Origin of the sequence: Terrabacter sp. MAHUQ-38, assembly GCF_014518425.1 — a bacterium.
GTDB lineage: Bacteria > Actinomycetota > Actinomycetes > Actinomycetales > Dermatophilaceae > Terrabacter.
In genome coordinates this window covers 322,967-345,849 of the sequence record NZ_JACVCU010000001.1, presented here as the reverse complement: position 1 = coordinate 345,849, position 22,883 = coordinate 322,967, and the positions used below count along the sequence as shown (strand labels likewise).

Sequence of the window (22,883 nt, the reverse complement as noted above, 5' to 3'; positions counted from 1 at the left end):
GCTGCAGCCATGCAGCTGCGCCGCGACGACGAGGCCAACCGCGCCCAGCGGGCACTGAGGCGGGTCGTCGCGTCACGTCCGGGCGCGTGGGTCTCGAAACGCACGCTGCACCGGCTCGACCTGCTCGCGCACCGGCTCGCACCGGGTCGGCCTGCGCCCAGCCAGGTGCTCGCCGCGGTCCCGGTCGGCCTGCTGACGACGACCGGGGCACGTTCTGGCCGGCAGCGCACCGTCCCGCTCCTCGTCGTCCCGCTCGAGGACGGATGGGGCGTCATCGCCTCGCACTACGGCTCGGAGCGCCCGCCGGCCTGGTACTTCAACCTGCGCGCCCACCCGCTTGCCTCGCTCGAGGTCGACGGGGTCACCCACCGGGTGTGGGCGGAGCAGGTGCACGGTCCCGAACGGGAACGCGTGCGCCGGGCGGCGCTCGCCTACTACCGCGGCTACACGGCATACGAGAAGAGGGCCGGGGGGCGCGACCTCGGCTTCTTCGTCCTGCACCCCCAAGACGCAGAGCACCCCGAGCACGACTGAGCGTGCCCGGGGTGCGGGAGCCAGCGGATCGGCTCACTCGGGTCCGCTCACTCAGGATCGCCGTCGGCGAGCAGGTGGTAGAGCTTGCGCCGGGTCTCGGTGAGGATCTCGGCGGCCTCGGCCCGCTGCTGCGACGTGCCGGTCGTGACGATCTGCCACATCGCGCCCATGACCTGGCCGACGATGGGCATCAGGTCGCTGCCGCCGTGGCGTTGCGGCGCCTCCTCCTCCTCGGAGGACTCCTCGAAGGGGCGCCAGGTGGCGGCCATCTCCTCGGCGTTCTCCTCGACGTAGGCGCGCCCGGCGTCGGTCAGGCGGAGCAGTCGCCGGCCCTCGACGTCGCGGCCCTCGACGAGCCCCTCGTCCTCGAGCTGCTGGACGGTCGGGTAGACCGAGCCGGGGCTCGGCTTCCACGCCCCGCCGGTGCGCTCGGAGATCTGCTGGATGAGCTGGTAGCCGTTCATCTCGTCGCCCGCGAGGACGTCGAGGATGGCGGCGCGCACGTCGCCGCGTCGAGCGCGGGGTCCGCGGCGTCCGCCGAACTCGCCGCCGAAGCCGGGTCCGCCGAAGTGGCGGACGAGGTCGGCGACCCAGGGGGGCGGGCCGGGTCGTCCGCGGCCGCCGGGGCCTCCCGGTCCTCCGGGGCCGCCCCAGGGACCGAAGCCGGGGCCGTTGCGGGGACCACCGTGGCCGCCGCCCCATCCGCCGCCCCATCCGCCGCCGTCCCAACCGGACTCACGTCGGGTGTGTCGGTGTCCGTACATGGTGCTTCTCCTTCTTCGCTGCGCGACTCACGAACAGTCGCGATAGGTTGACGATATATCGCGAGTGTTCGCGAAGCAACGGGCAGCATCCAGTGGGTACGAATGTTTGGTACGTGGCTCCCGTCATCTGCCCGCGTCTAGAGGGATCGCTAGACGGCACTGCGCACGCACGGCCGGCTGTGAGGCGCACGGGAAAAGTCACAGTGTTCATTGAGGTACAGCGCAGGTTTGGTTAGGTTCGACGGCGGGGGCATGCGTATCGCCGTGAGGAGGACGTGACGTGGCGAGCACACAGGGGACCGGATCGACGGCCCGCACGGGTATGGACGGCCGCCGAGCCGAAGCGATCGCGAGGAGACCCATGAGCAACGTCCCGGCTGTGCCTCTGGGCGAGAAGCGCACCGTGCGCATCCAGTGGGCGCCGTCCGCTGCGACGCGCATCCGCAAGGAGCTCGTCGAGGACCTCCTGGCCCGGCAGGTCCCGGCGCCGGTCATCGACGAGGCCGAGATCGTCGTGAGCGAGCTCGTCGCGAACGCCATCCGCCATGCGAAGCCGCTGGCCGATGGCGCGATCCGCGTGCACTGGAAGGTCAAGAACAACGTCGTCGAGGTCGAGGTCTCCGACGGCGGCGGCCCTACCACACCGCGTCCGGCGCCGCCGACCATGTGGGCCCCCGGGGGTCGAGGGCTGCGCATCGTCCGTTCGCTCGCCCATGAGTGGGGCGTCATCGACGAGCCGCACGGCCGCACGGTCTGGGCCTCGCTCGGCGGCCCGTCCCGCCGCCGCTCGCACTGAGCCGCCCTCCGGTGCTGCCCGACCCGGCGCTCGTCGTGCTCGTCGGCGCCTCGGGTTCGGGCAAGTCGACCTGGGCTGCCCAGCGCTACCGGGCCGCCGAGGTCGTGTCGTCCGATGCGCTCCGCGGTGTCGTCGGCAGCGGCGAGCACGACCTCGACGCGTCGGCTGACGCGTTCGCCCTCCTCGAGCAGGTCGTCGCCGCGCGTCTGGGCCGCGGCCTGACGACCGTCGTCGACACGCTCGGAACGGATGCCGTCCGCCGCAGCCGCTGGCACGACGCCGCCGAACGGGCCGGTATGCCGTCCGTCGCCGTCGTGCTCGACACCCCGGCGGCCCTGTGCCGCAGCCGGAACGCCGACCGCGACCGGCCTGTGCCGGCCCGCGTGCTGACGAGCCAGCTCGCGTCGGTCGCCGCCACCGTGGCGGGGCTCGAGTCGGAGGGCTGGCAGGTCGTCCGCGTCGAGCCGGGTCGGCCGGACGGGCCGAGCGAGCGGAGCAGCCCGCAGGCGGCGCTCGACGCCCGCCCCGCGTCCGAGCCGGGGTCAGCGCCGGCGGCCGGGCTGCGCGGCGTCGTGCTCCAGCTGTCGGCCTTCCCGGCCGAGGGGGATCTCCTCGCCTGGCTGCTGGCGATGGCCGCCGCCGCCGAGGAGACCGGGCTCGCGGGACTCGCCCTCATGGACCACCTCATCCAGATCCCGCAGGTCGGACGCGCCTGGGACCCCATCCCCGAACCATGGGTCACGCTCGGCGCCCTCGCCGCGTCGACGACCCGGCTCCAGCTGGGCACGCTGGTCACGCCCGTGACCTTCCGGGCACCCGGCATCACCGCCAAGGCCGCGGCGACCCTCTCGGCTCTTGCGGGCGGGCGTACCTTCGTGGGGGTCGGCGCCGGGTGGTGGGAACGCGAGCACGCGGCATACGGGCTCGGGTTTCCTTCTGCGAGAGAGCGGTTGGATGACCTGGAACGTGGCATCGAGACCATGAAGGCGCTGTGGGCGCCGGGCACCAAGCCGTATGCCGGACGGCGCGTCTCGCTGCCCGAGACGACGTCATACCCGCGCCCCGTCGGCGCCATCCCGGTGATCGTCGGTGGCGCCGGCGAGCTCACCCTCCGCATCGCGGCGCGTCTGGCCGACGGCTGCAACGTGCCCTCGGACGACGCCGGGCTCGCGAAGCTCGAGCACTTCCTCGCGCTCGTCCGCGAGCAGGGCCGCGACGTCGCCGAGGTGCATGCAACCGTGCTCGACCTACCGCTCGTCGGCAGCGACCGTGACGACGTGTGGGCACGGGTCGAGCGGCACCGCGGCCGCACACCGGCTGCCACGTTCGCGGCGCGGCACCATGCCGGCACCGCCTCCGAGCACGCCGACCGCCTCGCCGGGCTCAGGCAGCGCGGTGTGACGACGGCGTTCGTCGCGCCGGTCGGGTTGGGTCGTCCCGACGACGTCCTCGCCCTCGCACCCCTCGCGACCGCGTTCGGCTGACCCGCACCGGGCCACTAGGGTGACGCGCATGGGTAAGGCATCACGTCGACCGCGCGGCGAGCGCGCTGACCGTTCCGCACGTCCCCTTCCGGCGCCGTTCGTGGCCCGTCCCTTCGAGGGCCTGCCCAGCGAGACCGACTGGGTCGCGATGCGCGAGATCGTCCCGGCCGCCACGGCGACCGTGCGCTTTGCGAAGGGCAAGGCCCCCGAGGGTGCGCCCGACGAGGTGACCATTGCGACGGTGCTCCCGCTCGCCTGGCCGGGCCTGCACCGCGAGGCAGGTGAGGTGCTCGTCGGCATCCAGTCCGGCAACGCGAGCGGCGACACGAGCCGCGACATCGCCCAGGCCATCGCGCTCGCATCGGCCGCTGAGCCCGGCGCGCCCGTCACGACGCTGCCGGTGTCGACGGCCGACACCGTCCGCCTCCAGGACATCCTCGACCTCGACGCGCCGTTCGAGCTCGAGCTGCACGAGGGCTTCGACTTCTGGGTCGCCGACGCCGAGCTCGACGCCGAGGGCAAGGAGTCGCTCGAGCGCGCCAACGAGTCCGCCATCCCGACCGTCAAGCTCGACGCCGCACCGTCGGCGTTCTGGTGCCGCATCGGCGAGCGCACCTACGTCCGTTGGGTGCTGCCCTTCGACGAGGACACCGCCACGAACGCCCTGGCCCGCCTGCACGCCGCCGGCGAGAGCCACCTCGGCGAGGACGGCCGCCTGCTCGGCTGCTTCCGGTCGAGTGGTCTGCTCATCCCCGTGTGGGAGGTCGACCCCGGCTCGGAGGCCGCCGAGTTCGAGGACGCCGTCGCCGCGATGAAGACGCGCATCGACGCGGCCGCCGCCTCGACCGAGCCGCTGACGGCAGCCGAGCGCGGGGCCAAGGCCGGCCTGACGAACCGCCAGGTCACGCTGCGCTGAGCGGACGGAGCCCGATGAGGACCGCGCCCGTGTCCGTCGCCGTCGTCATCCCCGCGAGGAACGAGGCTGCCCGGATCGCCGAGACGATCCACGGTGTGCGCGCGATCGCCGGCGTGGCAGCGGTCGTCGTCGTCGACGACGGCTCGACCGACGGCACGGCTGCCATCGCGGCCCGCGAGGGGGTCGAGGTCGTGCGCCACGCGCGCCACCATGGCAAGGCCGACGCCATGATGAGCGGTCTCGGGCGTGTCAACGGCCTGCGCCGGGTCGGCCGCCTCGACTCAGGCGCTTCGGTGCTCTTCGCCGACGCCGACCTCGAGTCGTCGGCGCCGGCCGTCGGGGCGCTCGTCGGCCCCGTCGCGCGCGGGGAGGCCGACCTCACCATCGCGACGCTGCCCCAGCAGGTCGGCAGCGCGGGTGGGCACGGGCTCGTCGTCGGCCTCGCCCGACGCGGCATCGAGGAGCTGACCGGGTGGTCGCCCGTCCAGCCGTTGTCCGGCATGCGCTGCCTGTCGCCGGCCGCCGTCGCCGCCGCCACCCCGTTCGCGCGGGGGTGGGGCGTCGAGGTCGGCATGACGATCGACGTGCTCGACGCGGGGCTGACGATCCTCGAGGTGCCGTGCGACCTGCAGCACCGGGTCACCGGCGCCGACTGGCGTTCCCAGGTGCACCGGGCCGCTCAGTACCGCGACGTGGCGCTGGCCCTCGGCGTTCGACGGTTGCGCCGGCGCCTCGGCCCCAACTGAGCCGAGGTTCGCTCTCGTCGGCGGACCCGCGAAGGGCTGTCGTCGTCCGGGTGACGCGAACCCTCTACGAGGGTGGCCGTTCGGCGCACGTGCCGGTTGGTCAGGAAGTGGCCCGGGCTCCGACGAGGTCGGCGAAGCGCCCGAGGCAGAGCGGCCAGCCGGCGTCGTCGGCGACGCCGTCGCGGACGGACTCCCAGCCGGGGCCGTGACGGTCGAGGTGGCGGTGCTCGAGCTCGACGCGCGTCCGGTCCGCGGTCTCGGCGACGAACCGGACCTCGACCTCACTCGTGAGCTCGGGATCGGTCACCAGCGCCCAGCGGGGGCTGATGTCCCAGCTGAAGACCACCCGGTGGGGCGGCTCCCGGGCGAGGACCCGGGCGCACCGGCACTCGGTGCCGTCGGCGGCGCGGTCGTAGATGCTGGTGTCAACCCGTCTCGGCTCCACGAGAGTCGCCTTCGGGACGCGGGTCAGAGGTGGTGGCGGTCGCGGCGACGTCGGACGGGCGCGTTGCGTGTCTCGATGGACAGGAAGTGCATGACGGCCGACACGACGAGCGGCACGGTGAAGATCGCCGCGACCGGGGGGATCGCGGCCCCGGAGTCGTTGGTGAGGAACCCGATGACGGCCATGGCGATGATCGAGACGAGACCGCGGTGCATGAGCGGTGCCTCCTCGAGCAGACGCCGCAACGGCTCCGTACCGAGGACGCCGGGACGCGCCACGACGAGCACGACGAGCGCCATGAGCAGGACGACGAGGACCAGGAGCACCGGCAGGTGGACTGCGAGGGAGATGTTGGCAAAAAGCTTGCGCGACATGACATCCCACGCACCGCCGTCGATGACGGTCTGGAGGAAGCGACCAGGGTGCGAGCGGTCCGCCTCGGGGCGGCGCCAGTCGAGGTAGCAGACGAGACCGACGACGAGGCCCGCCGCGAGGACCACGAACGCGAGGTTGCGGACCGACGTGCGCCGGCCCATGACGCCCATGAGCAGGAAGCCGAGCGCCGGGACGAGCGCGATCGGCCCGCCGAAGTCGGCTCCCCACGCCGGCAGCACGTCGACAGCGAGCGCGATCCCACCGATGACGACGACCGCGAAGACCGCGAGCCGCGGGGCCTCCCGCCGGACCAGCGCGTGCGCGAGAGCGGCGCAGAGCAGCAGGACGGCGGCGGCATACAGGGCGAAAGCGACGTTGCCCATCCCGTAGAAGCGGCCACCGACGAGCGGCTGGAGTCCGAAGATCGACGAGATCTGCAGGTGGGAGCCGGTGAGCAGGTCGACGCCGATGACACCCGCCGTGATGGCCGACATCGCCGCGAGCGGGCCGAGGGCCGAGCTGCTCCACGGGCCCTTGAGGCAGGCCAGTGCGAGAAGAGCGCTGACGACGAGGACGAGCACGAGCAGCATGGCGGTGAGGACCAGCGTGTTGGTCGACCACCGCCACCAGGGCACGAGGTTCGCGAGGAACGTCGAGGCGGGCATCGCCGAGGAGACGAGGCCGACGAGCCGCACCAGGCGCAGCACCCGCGCCCGCGTCAGGCGCTGGTTCCACGGGCGGGCGCGGCGGACGACGATCCACAGGACGAACATGGCCAGAGCCGTGGCGCTCAGCCAGATGACGAGGAAGGGCGCGACGATGCGGTGCATCGCGTCGGCCTTCGTGTCGATGTCGGTGAGGACCGTCAGCTTGCTCGCTGCGGTCGACTCGCTGTTGTTGGGTGACGGGACGACGCTGAGGGCGCGGCCCCCGATCGCCGCGCTGGACTGGACGCCACCGCGCTGCAGGATCGTCGCGGTGATGTCGGAGAGCTGCGCGACCCCGGACAGCCGGGTGGAGGCCGACGCGAGCAGGCCCGGGCCGTAGTGCGGCCCGGTCGCCGTCAGCAGCCGGAGGCGCTCCTGCCGGTCGCGGTCGGCGAGGCCGACGACGATGAGGTCGGCGCCGTTGGGCATCGCGTCGAGGACGAGGTCGATGCGGCGCTCGATGCCGTTGATCCTCTCGACCTGGCGCTTAGGGTCCGGGTCGGTCGCGTCGATGCCTCCGACGTCGACGATGCTCACGGGACACTGTGCGAGGTCGGACACGAGGGTCGTCGCCTGGAACGGCGCGTACTTCGCGACCTTGCCGTCGGAGGTTGCAGCGGCCAGGCCCGCGCCGGGGCCGACGGCCTGGATGCAGGTCTTCGCGGCGGCGAAGCTGTCGCCGAGCAGCCCGAGCTGGGCCCGGAACTCCGCTTCCCGCGACGCCGACGCCAGCGCGTCGAAACCGATGACGCGGAACCCCGCAGCAGGGTCACCGGCGACCGACGGGAGAGACGTGCAGGCCGGGCGCTGGTCGCCGGTCTCCGGACCGGCCGCCTCGCCCGCCGACACCGTGGCCCACCCGTCGGTGGGGCACGTCGTCAGGCGCAGGCTCTTGACCGACACCGACGCGGCCGACCCGTCGCGAAGCAGCCCCCACAGGGTCGGGGTGTCGGCCGCGGAGACATCGTCCCAGGCGAGGCCCTCGAGGCCGACGACCACGAGGGACTCGCCGGGCTTGGGCTGCGTCGTCGGCGGTACCGGCACGGTCGTGCGCTTGACGTAGGCGAGAGTGAGCGCGGCCACCAGCACCAGGAGCAGGACGACGAGCGTCTTGACGGGGTGGCTGCGGATCACGCAGGACAGACTACAAACCGGGCCTGTCCAGCGAGGGCGAGGTCACGGGCTGGAATCGAGCGGCCCCGTGGGAGCGCGCGAGGCTAACCTTGCCGATCGTGGACGCCTCGACGCTGACGACCCTCGCCCTCGCGGCCGGCGTCGTCGCGCTGCTCGCCCTCGCTCTCGCCGTCGGCGCCCAGCTGCGGCTCGCGGGGGTGCGCCGGGACTTCGCGGCGCTCGACGACCACGGCACGACCGACATCGCCCACGTCGCCGCCACCCAGAACCACCGCATCGACCGACTCACCGCCGAGGTGACCCTCCTGCGCGAGCACGTCGCGAGCACCGAGGACGACGTGCGCCAGAGCCTGCGCAACGTCGCCGTCGTGCGCTACGACGCGTTCGGCGACATGGGCGGCCGTCTGTCCTTCTCCGCCGCCATCGTCGACGACCTCGGCGACGGCATCGTCATCAGCTCGATCCACGCGAGGGGCGAGTCACGGACGTACGCCAAGGGCATCGTCGGCGGGGCGTCGAGCATCACCCTGACCCCCGAGGAGCAGCAGGCGCTGGCCTCGGCGACCAAGGACGAGTCCGGCATGGGCCAGCACGGACGGCCGGCCCGTCTCCCCGACCGCACGAAGGACGTGTCGTGACGCCGCCCCGCACCCCCGACCAGCTCCACCGCTTCGGCTACCTCGGTCCGCGCGGCACGTTCACCCAGATGGCCCTCGACCAGTGGGACGCCGCCGAGGGACGTGAGCACCTGCCCTTCCCCTCCGTCGACGCTGCGCTGGCGGCCCTGCGGACCGGCGAGATCGACGCCGCGATGGTGCCGATCGAGAACTCCGTCGAGGGCGGCGTGTCCGCGACCCTCGACGCGCTCGCGACCGGTGACCCGCTCGTCGTCATCGGCGAGGTGCTCGTGCCGATCACGTTCGTCCTGTGCGCCCGCCCCGGCACGTCGCTCGACTTGGTGCGCACGGTCGGAACGCACTCCCACGCCTGGGCGCAGGTGCGCCGGTGGATGGGCGAGCACCTTCCCGACGTCGAGTACGTGCCCACGCTCTCGACCGCGGCGAGCGCGGCCGCGCTCGGGCAGCCTGGCGACGTCATGTTCGACGCCGGCGTGTGCGCCCCCGTCGCGGCCCGCAACGAGGGACTCGAGATCCTCGCCGACGACATCGGCGACAACGGGTCGGCCGTGACCCGCTTCGTCCTGGTGTCGCGGCCGGGCACGCTGCCCGAGCCCACGGGCGCCGACAAGACGACGCTCGTGCTCTACCAGAACGACGACCACGCGGGCGGTCTGCTCGAGCTCCTCGAGCAGTTCGCCGTCCGCGGCGTCAACATGACGCGGCTCGAGTCCCGCCCCACCGGCGAGGCGATGGGCTCGTACTGCTTCTCCATCGACGCCGAGGGCCACGTGCTCGATGCGCGCGTGGGCGAGACCCTGATGGGCCTGCGCCGCGTGTGCGCCGAGGTCCGCTTCCTCGGCTCCTACCCGCGCGCCGACCGCGGGCGCACCGACGCGAGGCCCGGCACGACCGACGAGGACTTCGAGCGCGCGCGGGCGTGGCTCGACGAGCTGCGCGCCTGAGCGTCGCGGGCGTCAGCGGGCGTCAGCCGATCGTCGCGCCGCTCTTGAGCAGGAAGAGCGTCTCGTCGCCGACGATGCCGTCGGCGCCGATGCGGTTGGCGTCCTGGAAGCGCTGGACGGCCCTCTTCGTCTCGGCGCCGAAGAGGCCATTGACGGTGATCGTGGCGCCGGCCGCGCGCAGCGCCCGCTGCAGGGTCGTCACGTCGGCACCCTTCGACCCCTGCTTCAGCGTCGCGTTGCCCATCGAACGGCTGATCACGAGCACCCACACGCCGGCATCGACGCGGCCCGGCTTCGGGGCCGGCCCTTCGTACGTCGCCTCGAGGCGCTTCATCGCGGCGCGGGTCTGCGCGCCGTAGACGCCGTCGACCGTCACGGGTCCGAAGTCGGCGTCGTTGAGGAAGCACTGCAGGGCGCGCACGGCCCGACCCTGCGCGCCGGGTGACAGCTCCGGGTATGCCGGCAGCGTCCTCGTGCAGTCCCCGCTCACCGAGCCGGGGTCGTCCGTCGCCGACGGGGTGGGGGCCGACGTGGTCGCCGCGGGCTCCGTCGGCTTCGTCGGGGTCAGCGGTTCGGCGGTCTCCGTCGGCAGGGGCTCTGCCGTGGTCGGGCGGAGCGGCTCCGTGTTCGTGGCGCTCACCGCCGGTGCCGACGGTGCCGCCGAGGTCCCGTCGGGCGCCTTGGGGCTGCACGCCCCGAGGACCATGCCGAGCACGGCCACCGCCACCGCCGACCGCATCCATCGGCGCCGACCGCCGTGACCCCGTGTGCTGACCTGCATCCCGACTCCCCTGAGCTCCCGTCCGCGGGTCCCTGGTGCCCGTCGACGTCGTGAAGTATGCGTGCTCGGGAGGTCCCGGCGCGAGCGGACGCGCGGCACACGGCATACGGCCCGGGTGCGCGGGTGGGCAGGGAGGGGGCGCCGGTGCTGCCAAGCCCGGCGCCCCTGGACCGGGTCAGCCCCCAGACCGACCCGGAACCCCTGAGGTCACCGGGCCTGCTGCCCCTCCGCAGCGCCCCGAAGCAGCCCGGTGACCGACCCCCGTCCGTCCAGAGTCGGAGCGTGCCGGGGTGATACGCCTCGGACGGAAAAAGATTCGAGGGGCCGATGTATCAGGAAACCGGGTTACCGACACTCAGTCGGGTGTAAGGGTCTTTCCAGCACCAATCACCCCTCAGGAGGTTGTCGATGTCAGAGTCGGGTCCCGACGCCCCCCAGGGTGCGAATGACGAGAGCGTGACGGGCGGCCCACGCCGACCCGAGCGCCCGCCTGTCCGCGCCCTCGACCCGGCCACGGCCATGCGCCTGACCGACGGTCGTCCGCCGCTGCCCGCGCTCTACCTGTCCGACCGCCTCCTCGTGAGCAACGAGCGGGGCGGCGCGCCCCGTGACATCGAGGACCTGCGCGAGGCGCTCGGCAAGCTCGACCTCGACTTCGAGGTGACGCCGCGGCCCGACGGCGGCCCGCGCGACCTCGACCGGCCCACGTGGGGCACGAGCATCACGCTCAAGCCGACCCGCTCGCCCATCGACCCCGTCGATGCCTGGAGCGTCCTGCAGCGGTTGCGCGAGGCGCGCGACCCAGTGGCCGAACGGCTCAGCCTCGAGCACGTCCTGCGTCCGGCCGACGGCTACTGGGGCGGTGTGGGTGGCTACTGGGGCGGCGTCGGTGGTTACTGGGGTGGCGTGGGTGGTTACTGGGGTGGCGTGGGCGGCTACTGGGGCGGCGTCGGGAGCGCCCTGCAGGAGTACTCCGTGCCCGGACGCGGCGGCCGTATGCCGGTCGCCCTGGCTCTGCCCGACCCGCGCCTGCGCGCCCGCACCCTCGACCGCAGCCCCGTCGTCGTCGTGCCCGACACCGCCATCGCGGCGCACCCGTGGTTCAAGGACGGCGAGGGCGTCGTGCGCCTGGTGCTCAAGGAGGGCAGGCTGGTCCCGCTGCTGACGTCCGGCCCGGTGAACCCGCCGGTCTCCGTTCCCGCCCCGGCCGAGCCCGTCGGGCTCCTCCAGGGCCACGCGACGTTCATCGCCGGCCTCATCCGACAGGGCTGCCCCGAGGCCACGATCGTCTCGATCCAGGTCATGGGAGACGACGGTGTCGTCGACGAGAGCGTCATGCTCGACGTCCTCCAGGCCCTGCTCGACCGGCACGTCCACGGCCAGGACAAGGGGGTCGAGGCCGAGGTCGTCGACGTCCTGTCCCTCTCGCTCGGCTACTACGCCGAGGACCGCACCTACACCTCCGGCCCCGTCGCCGACCTGCTCGACCGGTTCGCCGAGCACGGCGTCCTCGTCGTCGCCGGCGTCGGCAACGACGGCACCGACGCCCCGTTCGTGCCCGCAGCCCTCGCGGCCGAGCCGCCGCAGCGGATCACCGCGAAGGCCGTCCCGCCCCTGGCGAGCGTCGGCGCGAGCAACCCCGACGGCGTCAGCGTCGCGCTCTTCTCCAACAACCTGCCGGTCGTCAGCGCGATCCGCGCGGGCGTCTCGGTCGTGAGCACCCTGCCGCTCACCAACGGCATGGGCCAGCCGTCGTCGGAGGTGAGCTCGGGAGACACGGTGCGCTGCACCGTAGACCCCGACGACTACACCGGCGGCTTCGGTGTCTGGAGCGGCACGTCCTTCTCCACCCCGGTCTTCGCGGCGGAGCTCGCGGCGGCCCTCATCGACGAGGGCGGCCTGACCGACACCTCGTCCCACGCCATGCGCCGTCGCGCGATCCGCGCGCTGCGCACCTGCATCGGAAGGGTGCGGTCATGACCCCGACCCCCACGGCCTCCGACGGTCTCGGCACCCTGGCGGGCAAGGCGTTCGCCGCCTACCGCGCCGGTGAGCGCGAGCGCCTCTCGGAGCTCGTCGACCTCGTCACCCCCGTGCTGTGGAACGCCGCGCGCTCCCAGGGTGGCGCGCCGGCCACGTGCGAAGACGCCATCCAGACGGCGTTCCTCCAGCTCGTCGACCGCGCGGAGTCGATCAACGAGCCCGCTGCCGTGCTCGGCTGGCTCGTCGTCGTCGTGAAGCGCGAGGTCTGGCGTCTCGCCCGCGGGTCGCGCCGCGAGTTCGGCGTCGAGGAGGTGCCCGAGGCCCCGGCGCAGCAGCTCGACCCCGAGGCGCAGTCGATTCTCTCGGAGCGCCAGCGCGTGCTGTGGAAGCACGTCTCGACCCTTTCGCCGCGGTGCCAGGAGCTGCTCCGGGTCATCGCGTTCGCCGACCGCCCCGACTACGCGGCCATCGCGCAGTCGCTGGGGATGCCCGTCGGCAGCATCGGCCCGACCCGCGGCCGCTGTCTCCAGAAGCTGAGGACAACCCTCGGCTCCGACCCCGGATGGGCGGTCTGACATGACATCTCACACGGACGCCATCGACGCCCGCGACCTCGCCAACCTCGGCCAGGTGCGCGACCTGTTCGCCCACGCCGACCCCGTGCCCGGCGACCTCGCCGAGCGGATCAAGTTCGCGATCACGGTCGAGGCGTTGCACGCCGAGGTGGCCGAGCTCATGGACTCGGCCCTGCTCGTGACGCGCGGCACCGACGCCAAGGTCGAGCCGACGCCGACCGACTCCGTCACCTTCACGGCCGCCTCGGTGAGCCTCATGGTGTCGGCCGGCCCCGACGACTCCGACGACACCGACGACCGCGTGCGGGTCGACGGCTGGGTGACGGTCCCCGGTGCCCAGGTCGAGGCCGTGACGACGGAGGGAAGCTCGTCGGTGGTTTCTGATGCGAACGGACGGTTCGTTCTGGATGATCTACCCCATGGGCCGGTCCACTTCGTGGTGACCGACCCCGGCAACGAGGACATGCGACCGGTCATCACCCCGACGATCCAGATCTGACGATCCAGACCTGACGATCGACAGCGGGGGTGTGACCGGCCCCTGAGCGAGAGGCCGGCGGGAGCCATCGACCTGCTCGAGAGTGCCCGGACCCTGCGTGAGCAGGGCGCGGCGGACAACCTGGCCGGACGACCGGTCCAGGCCGCCCGTTCGCTCACCGCAGCCCTGGACGAGATCGACCGGCTCGCGGGGGCGGCCCCCACGGCCGAGGCGCTCGAGCTGCGCTGCAAGACACTCATCACCCTCGCCCTCACGGAGTTCATGCTCGCCGGCCTCGAGCCCGCGATCGCCCGGCTGGCCGAGGCCGAGGAGGTCGTCGACGCGCTCGGCGACGACCGGTTGCGCGCGCGCCTCGACTACCAGCGCGCCAACATCCACGGCCGGGTCGGCGACCTCGCGTCGGCGTGGGACGGGCTCGAGGGTGCGGTCCGCCGGCTCGACGCGTTCACCGAGCGCGAGCAGGCCTCGGTGCACCTGAGCCGCGGCATGCTCGCCTTCGAGCTGCTGCGCCCGCAGGAGGCACTCGAGTCCTTCGCCGAGGCGGCGCGGCTCGCGCACGAGCTCGGTGGCCGGGAGCAGGAGTTCATGGCCCGGCACAACGAGGGGTATGCCGCGTACCTGCTCGGTGACATCCCGCGCTCCCTCGCCGACATGGCTGGGGCCGAGGACATCGAGTCCGACGTCTTCAAGGGGCCGGCGCGCCTCGACCGGGCTCGGGTCCTGCTCGAGGCCGGGCTCGTCAAGGAGGCCGTCGAGGCGCTGCACGCGGGGCTGGCCGGCGTGAGCGGTGACGGGCACGACCAGATCCGCGCGGAGTTCGAGTTGGAGCTCGCGCGCGCACACCGTCTGATCGGGCACCTCGACCTCGCGGCGGACGCCGCCCGCTCGGCCCGTGAGACTTACGGACGCATCGGCGCGACCGCGTGGGCGGCCAAGGCCATGCTCGTCGGCCTCCTCGTCGACCTGGACCGGCAGCGGCGCGTGCGCCGCGACCGCGAACGGCTCGAGCCGGACCTCGTCAAGCGCATCGTCGGCGTGGGCGACGCCTCCGTGGCGCTTGCCGCGGCCGCCACGGCGGACGAGCTCACCGAGACCGCGACCGAGCTGGGCGACTCCGAGCTCGCCGACAGTGCGCGCGTCGTCGCGGCGCAGGCGCTGCTCCTCGCCGGCGATGTAGCCGGTGCGAACTCCCGGCTGCTCAGCCTCGAGCGGGTGTCCACGGCCTCGCTCTCCGACGAGCTCGACGCCGCGGCGGTGACGGCCATGACGCTCGTCGCCGCCGGCGACGTCACGCCGGCCCGGCGGATCCTCGCGCGAGCCTCGCGCCGGCTCGCTGCGGGGCAGGAGGGCAGCGCGAGCCTCGACCTGCGCACCGCCCGGGCGGTCCACGGCGCCCGGTTGTCGGAGCTCGACCTCGAGCTCGCCGTGCCGCGGGGGAGCGGCGCCGTGCTCGAGGCGCTCGAGCGGTGGCGCAGTGCCACCGACCGGCTCCCGTCGCTCGGGCGCCCCGACGACGAGCAGCTGGCCGTGCTCACCGAACAGCTCCGGGCCGTCCGCGGTCACGGCCGCGGCGAGACCGACCCGGAGCAGCTGCGCGAGCTGCACGACCACGCATCACGTCTCGAACGCCAGATCCGCGACCGTGACTGGGCGCTGAGCCGCAACGGCACCTCCGCCCGCGCCATCCCCGTGCGCGTCCGTGAGGCACGCGCCCACCTGGATCAGGTCGACCGCGACCTCGTGTGGTTCTTCCGGCACCGCGGCCGGCTCGCCGCCGTCGGCGTGGTCGGCGGACGCGCCGTCATGCGTGACCTCATGCCGATCGAGCGCGCGGCAGAGCTCGCGCAGCGGGTCCGCGTCGACCTGCGAGCGGCCGCCACGCACCACCTCGGCCCGCTCGCCGGTGCGGTCTGGTCGTCTCTCCGGTCGAGTGCGGCGGAGCTCGACAGGGCTCTGCTGGGCCCTTGGCGGTCACAGCGGGGGCTCGTCGTCGTCGTGTGTCCGGAGGTGTCGGCCCTGCCGTGGGCGCTGCTGCCCTCGATGGTGGGCCGCCCCTTCACCGTGGCACTCTCGCTGACGTCGTTCGCGCGTCGTGCCGGGATCACTCCGGCCGACGGCGGCTCCGGCGGCTCCGGCGGCTCCGGTGGCTCCGGCGGCGTGCCGACGACCCCGGTCCACGTCAGTGTCGGGCCGGGCGTGCCACGCGCGGCGGGCGAGGCCCGCACGATCCTCGAGACCTGGGGCGCGGGCGACGAGGCGCCGGGGCCGTCACGCCGCGACGAGCTCGTGCGTGCTCTCGCGCGCCCTGGCGTCGTGCACGTCGCGGCGCACGGGACGCACCAGGTCGAGTCGCCGCTCTTCTCCTCGCTCGTGCTCCACGACGGGCCCGTCTTCGCCCACGAGCTGCAGCCCACCGGTGTCCGCGCCGACCATGTCGTGCTTTCGGCCTGTGAGGTGGGCCTCGCGTCGGCGCGGCCCGGTCACGAGTCCCTGGGGCTCGCGCTGTCGCTGCTCTCCCTCGGCGCACGCTCCGTCGTCGCGGCCGTCGCGCCGGTGCCCGACGACGTGGCCGCGACGACGATGACCCGCCACCACGCGCTGCTCGCCTCGGGCCTGGCGAGCGACGAGGCCCTCGCGCGCGCCGTCGCCGAGACCGACGATGTCGCGGCCGCCTTCCTCAACCTCGGTGGGCAGCACCGCCCCTGATGTCCGCAAGAGCGCGCAGAGCCCCACTGACTGCTCTACGGCCCACGGCCTGCCGTTGCCCCAGCAGGCCGTGGGCCAAAGCGCAGCGCGTACGCCGGAGCGCAACTCGTCACCGCACGAGGCAGGGGCGCTTCGGGTCGAACGTCCAGCCGTCGACGAGGAACTGCATCGCCACGGCGTCGTCGCGCGCGCCGAGGCCGTGTGCGAGGTAGAGCTCGTGCGCCGCGGCGAGGGCGTCGCGGTCGAGGGTGACCCCGAGACCGGGAGAGGTCGGCACCTCGATAGCACCATCGCGGATCTGCAGCGGCTCGGTCGTGAGGGCCTGGCCGTCCTGCCAGATCCAGTGCGTGTCGAGCGCCGTGATCTCGCCGGGCGCGGCCGCGCCGACGTGGGTGAACATCGCGAGCGAGATGTCGAAGTGGTTGTTCGAGTGCGAGCCCCACGTCAGGCCGAAGTCGTTGCAGAGCTGGGCGACCCGCACCGAGCCGGCCATCGTCCAGAAGTGCGGGTCGGCGAGCGGGATGTCGACGGCGTTCGTGCGGATCGCGTGCGCCATCTCGCGCCAGTCCGTCGCGATCATGTTCGTAGCCGTGCGCAGCCCGGTGGCGCGCTTGAACTCGGCCAGCGTCTCGCGACCGGAGAAACGGCCCTCCGGGCCGCACGGGTCCTCCGCGTAGGCGAGCACGTCGTCGAGACCTGTGCACAGGCGTACGGCATCGTCGAGGAGCCAACCGCCGTTGGGGTCGAGCGTGATCCGTGCGTCGGGGAAGCGGCGGGCCAGGGCGGTGACGGCGGCGACCTCCTCGTCGCCGGTCAGCACGCCGCCCTTGAGCTTGAAGTCGCTGAAGCCGTAGCGCTCCTGCGCGGCCTCCGCGAGCGCGACGACGGCCTCCGGTGTCAGGGCCTCGCGGCGACGCAGCTGCGACCAGCGGTCGTCGCCCTCGTCGTCGACGAGGTAGGGCAGGTCGGTGCGGCCTGCGTCGCCGACGTAGAAGAGGTAGCCGAGCATCGGGACGTGGGTGCGCTGCTGGCCGTCACCGAGCAGCTCGGCGACCGGCACCCCGAGGTGCTGGCCCATGAGGTCGAGCAGGGCCGACTCGAGACCGGTGACGGCGTGGACCGTGGTGCGAAGGTCGAAGGTCTGGGTGCCGCGACCGCCGGCGTCGCGGGCGGCATACGTCTCGCCGACGTGGCGAAGGAGCTGGCGGAAGCGGGCGATCTCCTTGCCCAGCAACAGCAGTGCGGCATCGCGGATCGTTCCGGCGATCGCCTCTCCGCCCGGCACCTCGCCGAGTCCGGTGTTTCCGTCGCTGTCGGTGACGATCACGACGTTGCGGGTGAAGAAGGGGCCGTGGGCGCCGCTGAGGTTGAGCAGCATGCTGTCGTGGCCGGCGACGGGCACGACGTCGACGGAGGCGATCTTCGGCGACATGGGGTGCCCCGTCAGTCCTGGGCCGGGCGCAGCCGGCCGTCGATGCGCTGGGTGACGCCCCACGGGTTGTCGTCGCGCGTCGGCTCGGGCAGCAGCCCGGCCGGCACGTCCTGGTAGGCGACGGGCCGCTGGAACCGGTAGATCGCGAGCGAACCCACCGATGTCGTGCGCGAGTCGCTCGTCGCCGGGAACGGGCCTCCGTGCACCATGGCGTGCCCGACCTCGACCCCGGTGGGCCAGCCGTTGAAGAGGATCCGTCCGGCCTTGGTCTCGAGCAGCGGCAGCAGGCTGCGGGCCGTCTCGTGGTCGCCGTCGGCAGCCTGGACGGTCACGGTGAGCTGGCCCTCGAGACCGCGCAGGGCAGCCGCGAGCTCCGCCTCGTCGCCCCAGCGCACGACGACGCCCGCCGCACCGAAGACCTCGTCGCTGACGGCCGACTCGTCGCGCAGCCCTGCGGTCGTGGTCGACGCGAGCAGCGGTGCGGGGGCGTTCGCGGCGTGCCCGACGGCGCCCTCGGCCTCGACGCTGACCCCGGACGCGGCGCGCAGCGCGTCGATGCCCTTGTCGTACGCCTGGGCGATGCCCGAGGTCAGCATGGTCTGCCCGGTGGCCGCGGCTACGGCCCGGGCGGCGGCCGCGACGAACGCGTCGCCGTCGGGCCCGGACGGCACGAAGGTGAGCCCCGGGTTGGTGCAGAACTGGCCCGAGCCCAGCGTCAGGGAGCCGACGTATGCTGTCGCCAGCGTCTCCGCGCGACCCTCGGCGATGCTGCCGGGCAGGACCACGACGGGGTTGACCGAGCTCATCTCGGCGTACACCGGGATCGGCTCGCGCCGGGCGGCAGCAGCCGCGACGAGGGCCAGGCCGCCGGCCCGTGAACCGGTGAAGCCGACAGCCTTGATCCGCGGGTCGCGCACGAGCGCCTGGCCGACCGACGTGCCGCTGCCGAAGACGACGGAGAAGACGCCGGCTGGTAGGCCGGACGCGGCGACGGCGCGGGTGACGGCCGCCCCGACGAGCTCGCTCGTCCCGGGGTGGGCGTTGTGCGCCTTGACGACGACGGGACAGCCCGCGGCCAGGGCCGAGGCGGTGTCGCCGCCGGCGACGGAGAAGGCGAGCGGGAAGTTGCTCGCGCCGAAGACCGCGACAGGGCCCAGCGGCACCTGGCGCTGCCGGATGTCCGCTCGCGGGAGCGGCGTGCGCTCCGGGAGGGCCGGGTCGATCCGGGCCTCGAGGTGGTCCCCGAGACCCACGACGCCGGCGAACATCCGCAGCTGGCCGGTCGTGCGGGCGAGCTCACCCGTGAGGCGCGCGACGGGCAGCCCCGACTCGCTCATGGCCCGCGCGACGATCTGCTCGCCGTCGGCCTCGATCTCGTCGGCCACCTTCTCGAGGAAAGCTGCTCGCTCCCGCGGGGACGTCGCGCGGTAGGTGTCGAACGCGTCCGCCGCCGACTGCGTCGCCGCCTCGAGCTGGGCCTCGTCGACGAATGTGTAGACGGGCTCGAGGGCCTCGCCCGTCGCGGCCTCGACGGCCGGGTGGCCGGGAAGGGACCCGGCCACGGGCGTCCCGGCGATGATCGAGTGTCCGGTCAGGCTGGTCATGAGGTGGCTCCTGGTGTGTCTGGTTGCGTCTCGTCGCGTGCTTGTCGAGTGCTGGCTCGCCTCCTCGAGCCTCTCAGCCGATCTTGTCGACCAGGATCTTGAGGTCGGTGACGTCCTGCTCGGTGAGGTCGGTGAGCGGCGGGCGCACCGGTCCGGCCGGCCGGCCGATGGCGGTGAGGCCGCCCTTGATGATGGAGACGGCATACCCCCGCTCGCGGTCGCGGATGTCGAGGTAGGGCAGCACGAAGTCGTTGAGCCGGCGGTACACGGCGTCCCGGTCCTGGCGCCGGACGTCCTCGTAGAAGCCGATGGCGAACTCCGGGACGAAGTTGAAGATCGCCGACGAGTACGTCGTGACGCCGAGCTGGAGGAGCGGCAGGGCGAAGGTCTCGGCGGTCGGCAGCCCGCCGACGTAGAGGAGCCGGTCGCCGACGCGGGCGTAGGTGCGGGTCATCTCCTCGATGTTGCCGACTCCGTCCTTGAGCCCGATGAGGTTCGGGTTGCGGTCGGCGGCCTCGGCCACGGCGAGGTCGCCGAGGATCGCGTTGGCGCGCGAGTAGGCGATGACGCCGAGGCTCGTCGAGCGGCAGACGGCCGAGATGTGCTCGACGAGGCCGCGCTGGCCCGCCTCGGTGAGGTAGGGCGGGAAGAGCAGGATGCCGTCGGCGCCGGCAGCCTCTGCGGCCTTCGCCTGGGCGACGGCGACCGCGGTGCCACCCGTGGCGGGGGCGAGCACGGGCACCCTGCCACCGATCTCGTCGACGGCGACCCGCACGACGGTGTCGATCTCCTCGGTGCGCAGCGAGAAGCCCTCGCCCGTGCCACCCGCGGCGAAGAGCCCGGCGACGTCGTAGCCGCTCAGCCACGACAGGTGGTCGCGGTAGCCCGCCTCGTCGAAGGCGAGGTCGGGAGTGAAGTGGGTGACCGGGAAGGAGAGCAGTCCGGTGCCCAGCTTGTGAGCGAGTTCGTCGGGAGCGAGCGCCACGGCAGGTCCTTTGCGACAGAGCGGCCGGTCCGAGTCGAGCCCGCCGCTGGGCCAGTTGAAGTGACCACAGGCTATGAACGCACATGGATACCTGTCCAAGACGCATTCTGTATGCCGTGATGCTCGTGAGGCATCACAGCAGCCAGCCGCTCAGGCGTCGTCGCCGAGCTGCATCCGGCCGATCTGGGCGAGGACCCGGCGCAGCATCGGGCTGCGCCGGCCGCGTGCCCAGATGGCGTGCAGCTCGACCGGCCGACCGGGGGTCTCGCTACCGTCGGGGTCGCCACCTCCGTCGACGAGGTCCTTGTAGACCACGCCCTGCACCCCGAGCGATCGCGCGGAGGCAGGCACGAGGGCGCACCCGCGACCCGCGGCGACGAGCAGGACGGCGGTGAGGATCTGGTGCACCTGCTGCTCGACCCTCGGGTGCGCGTTGGTGAGGAAGCGGACCGTCAGCTCGTGGAAGTAGCGCGACTGCACGGGGTTGTAGCTGATGACCGGCACGCGGTCGAAGTCGCCGGCCGTCAGCGGCCGCGTCACCGCGGCGAGCGGGTGGCCCGCCGGCACGGCAGCGCACAGCGCCTCACGGAACACGACGCGCGACTCGAACTCCGTGGTGTCGAACGGTGGGCGCGCCAGGCCGAGGTCGAGCTCACCGCGGCGGATGCCGTCGGCCTGGGCGGCCGTGACCCGCTCGTGGAGGATGACCTCGACACCGGGGAGGCTGCGGTCGAGCTCCTTCAGGAGGGGGCCGAGCATGCCGATGGCCGACACGGCCGTGAAGCCGAGACGCAGGGTGCCGGCCGCGCCACCGTCGATGCGGCGCGCGACGTCGCCGGCGCTGTCGACGAGCGCGAGCAGGCGGTAGGACTCGTCGAGGAAGGCGCGTCCGGCCTCCGTGAGCGCGACCCGGCGGTTGTCGCGCTCGAGGAGCGTCACCCCGACCGTGCGCTCGAGCTTCTGGATCTGCCGGCTCAGAGGGGGCTGGGTCATGTTGAGCCGGTCGGCCGCCCGGCCGAAGTGCAGCTCCTCGGCGACGGCGACGAACGCCCGCACCTGGTCGAGGGTCATCATGCGCGCCCACGATACAGCGAGGGTATCAACCGATGCAGCATCGGGTTTGGACACGCATTGACTGTCATTCGTAGTGTCTCCCGTCAAGGGACCAGACCTGACCCCCAGCGCCCCGCCCCGGACGGCGCACCAGCTCGAGGAGACCTTCAATGACGAACGTTCGAACGAGGCACCGCGTCGCCACCGCCGCCGGCGCCGCCACACTCGCCCTCGTCCTCACCGCCTGCGGAGGCGTCAAGACCGGATCCACCGGCGGCGACGGCGCCACCGGAGGGAGCGACTACCCGACGAAGAGCATCCAGATGACCGTCGGTGCCTCGGCCGGCGGCAGCAGCGACCTCATCAGCCGCGCCATGTCCAAGGGCATGGGCCAGGCGCTCGGCGTCGCGATGCCCGTCGTCAACAAGCCCGGCGCCAACGGCGCCCTCGTGGCCAAGGAGCTGCAGACGGCCAAGCCCGACGGCTACTCCATCGCGATCCAGAACGCTTCGCTCTTCGCCATCACGCCGCTCGCCGTCTCCGCGTCGGAGGCCGTCAAGGTCGACGACTTCGACATCGTCTACGGCGTCTCGCGTGACGACTACGTGCTGGCCACCAACCCGAAGACGGGGTGGAAGAGCATCGCGGACATGAAGGCGGCGGGCAAGACCATCCGCTACGGCACGACCGGCGTCGGCACCGGTGCCCAGCTCAACTCGGCACTGACCTTCGCCACCGCCGGCATCAAGGCCACGGCCGTCCCCTTCGACGGCGGCGCGCCCAACCTCACCGCCCTGCTCGGCGCCCAGGTCGACGTGTCCACGATGCAGGTCGGCGAGGCCATCGAGAACATCAAGGCCGGCAAGCTCGTCCCGCTCGCGGTCTTCTCGGCCGAGCGGGTCCCCTTCCTGCCCGACGTGCCGACGGCCAAGGAGCAGGGCTTCGACGTCCAGGTGTCGCAGTACCGCTTCATCACGACCCCCAAGGGCACGCCGCAGGCGGTCAAGGACAAGCTCGTCGAGGCGGCCAAGAAGGCGTTCGCCACGGAGGAGTACAAGAAGTTCAACGAGGAGAACAACCTCACCCCCCTCGAGCTGCCGGGGGCCGAGGTCGCGAGCATGCTCAAGGCCGATCTCGAGTCCAACACCGCCAAGCTCAAGCAGTTCGGCATCTCGCTCGCCTCGAACGGCTGAGCCGGTCCGGACCACCACCCACTCGAAGAGGAGCCTGGGATGAGCACGACGAGCGAGCCGGGGCGGCAGCAGGCCGCCGAGGCCGACATCCTCGAGGAGCTCAAGGCCGAGCTCGCCCACGACCTGGAGGAGGAGCGACCGCCCCACGCGGGACCGCTCGCCCAGGTCGGGGCGGGGCTCGTGACCCTGGCGCTCGGCGTCGCCGGCACGGTGTTGGCGCTCGGCTACGGGCTGGGGACCCTGACCCAGCCGGGTCCCGGGCTGTGGCCCTTCGCCGTCTCCGTTGCCGTGACTGCCCTGTCAATGGCGCAGATCGCCTTCGGGCGTGACGGCCAGGACACGGAGAAGTTCACCCGGTCCAGCGCGCTCACCGCGCTCGGCGTCCTCTCGCTCGTGGCGCTGGCTGCCCTGCTGCCGGTCATCGGCTTCGAGGTGCCGTCGCTGGTGCTCATGGTCGTCTGGCTCCGCTTCCTCGGCGGCGAGTCGTGGCGCATGACGGCCGTCATCAGCGTCCTCACCGTGGCGGCGTTCTACGCGCTGTTCGTCGTGGCGCTCTCCATCCCCCTCCCGCGTCTCGTCTGAGGAGGAC

21 protein-coding genes are annotated in these 22,883 nt (G+C 72.9%); 13 read left to right on the top strand and 8 right to left on the bottom strand.

Features of this window, described 5'->3' with window-relative positions:
• The first annotated feature begins 9 nt into the window (after nt 1-9).
• Entirely contained in the window at nt 10-534 is a 525-nt protein-coding gene (locus H9I49_RS01670; RefSeq protein ID WP_188028583.1) for a nitroreductase/quinone reductase family protein, read from the top strand.
• Between the two features lie 47 nt (nt 535-581).
• On the opposite strand, the gene H9I49_RS01665 is transcribed toward H9I49_RS01670, so the two are convergent.
• Nucleotides 582-1,298, bottom strand: coding sequence for a PadR family transcriptional regulator (locus tag H9I49_RS01665; protein ID WP_188028582.1), 717 nt, complete (start codon nt 1,296-1,298; stop codon nt 582-584).
• 361 nt (nt 1,299-1,659) lie between these two features.
• On the opposite strand from H9I49_RS01665, the gene H9I49_RS01660 reads away from it, so the two are divergent.
• The 4 genes from H9I49_RS01660 to H9I49_RS01645 are packed head-to-tail and all read left to right on the top strand — an operon-like array spanning nt 1,660 to nt 5,240.
• Complete coding sequence (locus H9I49_RS01660) at nt 1,660-2,094, top strand: anti-sigma regulatory factor (RefSeq protein WP_188028581.1); 435 nt, start codon at nt 1,660-1,662, stop codon at nt 2,092-2,094.
• Nucleotides 2,095-2,105: 11 nt separating this feature from the next.
• The gene (locus tag H9I49_RS01655) at nt 2,106-3,578 is read left to right on the top strand and encodes an LLM class flavin-dependent oxidoreductase (RefSeq protein ID WP_188028580.1); all 1,473 of its coding nucleotides are present in this window, start codon (nt 2,106-2,108) and stop codon (nt 3,576-3,578) included.
• 28 nt (nt 3,579-3,606) lie between these two features.
• Nucleotides 3,607-4,494: a DUF5926 family protein gene (locus H9I49_RS01650; protein ID WP_188028579.1), complete on the top strand. Its 888-nt coding sequence runs from the start codon at nt 3,607-3,609 to the stop codon at nt 4,492-4,494.
• Nucleotides 4,495-4,508: 14 nt separating this feature from the next.
• A complete protein-coding gene (locus H9I49_RS01645) occupies nt 4,509-5,240 on the top strand; it encodes a glycosyltransferase (protein WP_188028578.1) in 732 nt (243 codons plus the stop codon).
• Between the two features lie 100 nt (nt 5,241-5,340).
• Here H9I49_RS01645 and H9I49_RS01640 read toward each other — a convergent pair whose 3' ends face one another.
• Together H9I49_RS01640 and H9I49_RS01635 are read right to left on the bottom strand one after the other, a co-directional pair.
• Nucleotides 5,341-5,685, bottom strand: coding sequence for an SRPBCC domain-containing protein (locus tag H9I49_RS01640; RefSeq protein WP_370587384.1), 345 nt, complete (start codon nt 5,683-5,685; stop codon nt 5,341-5,343).
• A 23-nt stretch (nt 5,686-5,708) separates the two neighbouring features.
• Entirely contained in the window at nt 5,709-7,901 is a 2,193-nt protein-coding gene (locus H9I49_RS01635; RefSeq protein ID WP_188028577.1) for a hypothetical protein, read from the bottom strand.
• A gap of 98 nt (nt 7,902-7,999) precedes the next feature.
• Here H9I49_RS01635 and H9I49_RS01630 point away from each other — a divergent pair, with 98 nt between their 5' ends.
• Nucleotides 8,000-8,539 carry a DUF4446 family protein gene (locus tag H9I49_RS01630; RefSeq protein ID WP_188028576.1) on the top strand — a complete coding sequence of 180 codons (540 nt, stop codon included), beginning with the start codon at nt 8,000-8,002 and terminating at the stop codon, nt 8,537-8,539.
• Between the two features lie 68 nt (nt 8,540-8,607).
• Nucleotides 8,608-9,483 carry a prephenate dehydratase gene (gene pheA / locus H9I49_RS01625; protein WP_223128299.1) on the top strand — a complete coding sequence of 292 codons (876 nt, stop codon included), beginning with the start codon at nt 8,608-8,610 and terminating at the stop codon, nt 9,481-9,483.
• A gap of 22 nt (nt 9,484-9,505) precedes the next feature.
• Here pheA and H9I49_RS01620 read toward each other — a convergent pair whose 3' ends face one another.
• Nucleotides 9,506-10,264 carry a peptidoglycan-binding protein gene (locus tag H9I49_RS01620; protein ID WP_188028574.1) on the bottom strand — a complete coding sequence of 253 codons (759 nt, stop codon included), beginning with the start codon at nt 10,262-10,264 and terminating at the stop codon, nt 9,506-9,508.
• Nucleotides 10,265-10,672: 408 nt separating this feature from the next.
• Here H9I49_RS01620 and H9I49_RS01615 point away from each other — a divergent pair, with 408 nt between their 5' ends.
• The 4 genes from H9I49_RS01615 (at nt 10,673) to H9I49_RS01600 (ending at nt 16,027) form a co-directional block, all read left to right on the top strand.
• Nucleotides 10,673-12,244 carry a S8/S53 family peptidase gene (locus H9I49_RS01615; RefSeq protein WP_223128220.1) on the top strand — a complete coding sequence of 524 codons (1,572 nt, stop codon included), beginning with the start codon at nt 10,673-10,675 and terminating at the stop codon, nt 12,242-12,244.
• On the top strand, nt 12,241-12,822 hold the full coding sequence (locus H9I49_RS01610; RefSeq protein WP_188028572.1) for an RNA polymerase sigma factor: 582 nt from the start codon (nt 12,241-12,243) through the stop codon (nt 12,820-12,822). The genes H9I49_RS01615 and H9I49_RS01610 overlap by 4 nt, the downstream gene beginning before the upstream one ends.
• 1 nt (nt 12,823) lies before the next feature.
• Entirely contained in the window at nt 12,824-13,321 is a 498-nt protein-coding gene (locus tag H9I49_RS01605; protein ID WP_188028571.1) for a carboxypeptidase-like regulatory domain-containing protein, read from the top strand.
• Between the two features lie 261 nt (nt 13,322-13,582).
• Nucleotides 13,583-16,027 (top strand): CHAT domain-containing protein, encoded by a 2,445-nt coding sequence (locus H9I49_RS01600; RefSeq protein WP_188028569.1) that lies wholly within the window; start codon nt 13,583-13,585, stop codon nt 16,025-16,027.
• Between the two features lie 109 nt (nt 16,028-16,136).
• Here H9I49_RS01600 and H9I49_RS01595 read toward each other — a convergent pair whose 3' ends face one another.
• The 4 genes from H9I49_RS01595 to H9I49_RS01580 all read right to left on the bottom strand — a co-directional run bounded on the left by H9I49_RS01595 (nt 16,137) and on the right by H9I49_RS01580 (nt 21,122).
• The gene (locus H9I49_RS01595) at nt 16,137-17,459 is read right to left on the bottom strand and encodes an enolase C-terminal domain-like protein (RefSeq protein WP_188028568.1); all 1,323 of its coding nucleotides are present in this window, start codon (nt 17,457-17,459) and stop codon (nt 16,137-16,139) included.
• Nucleotides 17,460-17,470: 11 nt separating this feature from the next.
• On the bottom strand, nt 17,471-19,063 hold the full coding sequence (locus tag H9I49_RS01590) for an aldehyde dehydrogenase (NADP(+)) (protein ID WP_188028566.1): 1,593 nt from the start codon (nt 19,061-19,063) through the stop codon (nt 17,471-17,473).
• Between the two features lie 73 nt (nt 19,064-19,136).
• On the bottom strand, nt 19,137-20,048 hold the full coding sequence (gene kdgD, locus H9I49_RS01585) for a 5-dehydro-4-deoxyglucarate dehydratase (RefSeq protein WP_188028564.1): 912 nt from the start codon (nt 20,046-20,048) through the stop codon (nt 19,137-19,139).
• Between the two features lie 150 nt (nt 20,049-20,198).
• On the bottom strand, nt 20,199-21,122 hold the full coding sequence (locus H9I49_RS01580) for a LysR family transcriptional regulator (RefSeq protein ID WP_188028562.1): 924 nt from the start codon (nt 21,120-21,122) through the stop codon (nt 20,199-20,201).
• Between the two features lie 149 nt (nt 21,123-21,271).
• Between H9I49_RS01580 and H9I49_RS01575 the strand changes: the two genes are divergently transcribed.
• Together H9I49_RS01575 and H9I49_RS01570 are read left to right on the top strand one after the other, a co-directional pair.
• Nucleotides 21,272-22,294: a tripartite tricarboxylate transporter substrate binding protein gene (locus H9I49_RS01575; protein WP_188028561.1), complete on the top strand. Its 1,023-nt coding sequence runs from the start codon at nt 21,272-21,274 to the stop codon at nt 22,292-22,294.
• Between the two features lie 39 nt (nt 22,295-22,333).
• Complete coding sequence (locus H9I49_RS01570; RefSeq protein WP_188028559.1) at nt 22,334-22,876, top strand: tripartite tricarboxylate transporter TctB family protein; 543 nt, start codon at nt 22,334-22,336, stop codon at nt 22,874-22,876.
• Nucleotides 22,877-22,883: the final 7 nt, after the last annotated feature.

Coding starts and splice junctions, on each gene's coding strand:
- H9I49_RS01670 (WP_188028583.1), top strand. CDS start 10: ATGCAGCTGCGCCGCGACGACGAGGCCAACCGCGCCCAGCGGGCACTG.
- H9I49_RS01665 (WP_188028582.1), bottom strand. CDS start 1,298: ATGTACGGACACCGACACACCCGACGTGAGTCCGGTTGGGACGGCGGC.
- H9I49_RS01660 (WP_188028581.1), top strand. CDS start 1,660: ATGAGCAACGTCCCGGCTGTGCCTCTGGGCGAGAAGCGCACCGTGCGC.
- H9I49_RS01650 (WP_188028579.1), top strand. CDS start 3,607: ATGGGTAAGGCATCACGTCGACCGCGCGGCGAGCGCGCTGACCGTTCC.
- H9I49_RS01645 (WP_188028578.1), top strand. CDS start 4,509: ATGAGGACCGCGCCCGTGTCCGTCGCCGTCGTCATCCCCGCGAGGAAC.
- pheA (WP_223128299.1), top strand. CDS start 8,608: ATGGCCCTCGACCAGTGGGACGCCGCCGAGGGACGTGAGCACCTGCCC.
- H9I49_RS01620 (WP_188028574.1), bottom strand. CDS start 10,264: ATGCAGGTCAGCACACGGGGTCACGGCGGTCGGCGCCGATGGATGCGG.
- H9I49_RS01615 (WP_223128220.1), top strand. CDS start 10,673: ATGTCAGAGTCGGGTCCCGACGCCCCCCAGGGTGCGAATGACGAGAGC.
- H9I49_RS01610 (WP_188028572.1), top strand. CDS start 12,241: ATGACCCCGACCCCCACGGCCTCCGACGGTCTCGGCACCCTGGCGGGC.
- H9I49_RS01605 (WP_188028571.1), top strand. CDS start 12,824: ATGACATCTCACACGGACGCCATCGACGCCCGCGACCTCGCCAACCTC.
- H9I49_RS01600 (WP_188028569.1), top strand. CDS start 13,583: ATGCTCGCCGGCCTCGAGCCCGCGATCGCCCGGCTGGCCGAGGCCGAG.
- H9I49_RS01595 (WP_188028568.1), bottom strand. CDS start 17,459: ATGTCGCCGAAGATCGCCTCCGTCGACGTCGTGCCCGTCGCCGGCCAC.
- H9I49_RS01590 (WP_188028566.1), bottom strand. CDS start 19,063: ATGACCAGCCTGACCGGACACTCGATCATCGCCGGGACGCCCGTGGCC.
- H9I49_RS01580 (WP_188028562.1), bottom strand. CDS start 21,122: ATGATGACCCTCGACCAGGTGCGGGCGTTCGTCGCCGTCGCCGAGGAG.
- H9I49_RS01575 (WP_188028561.1), top strand. CDS start 21,272: ATGACGAACGTTCGAACGAGGCACCGCGTCGCCACCGCCGCCGGCGCC.
- H9I49_RS01570 (WP_188028559.1), top strand. CDS start 22,334: ATGAGCACGACGAGCGAGCCGGGGCGGCAGCAGGCCGCCGAGGCCGAC.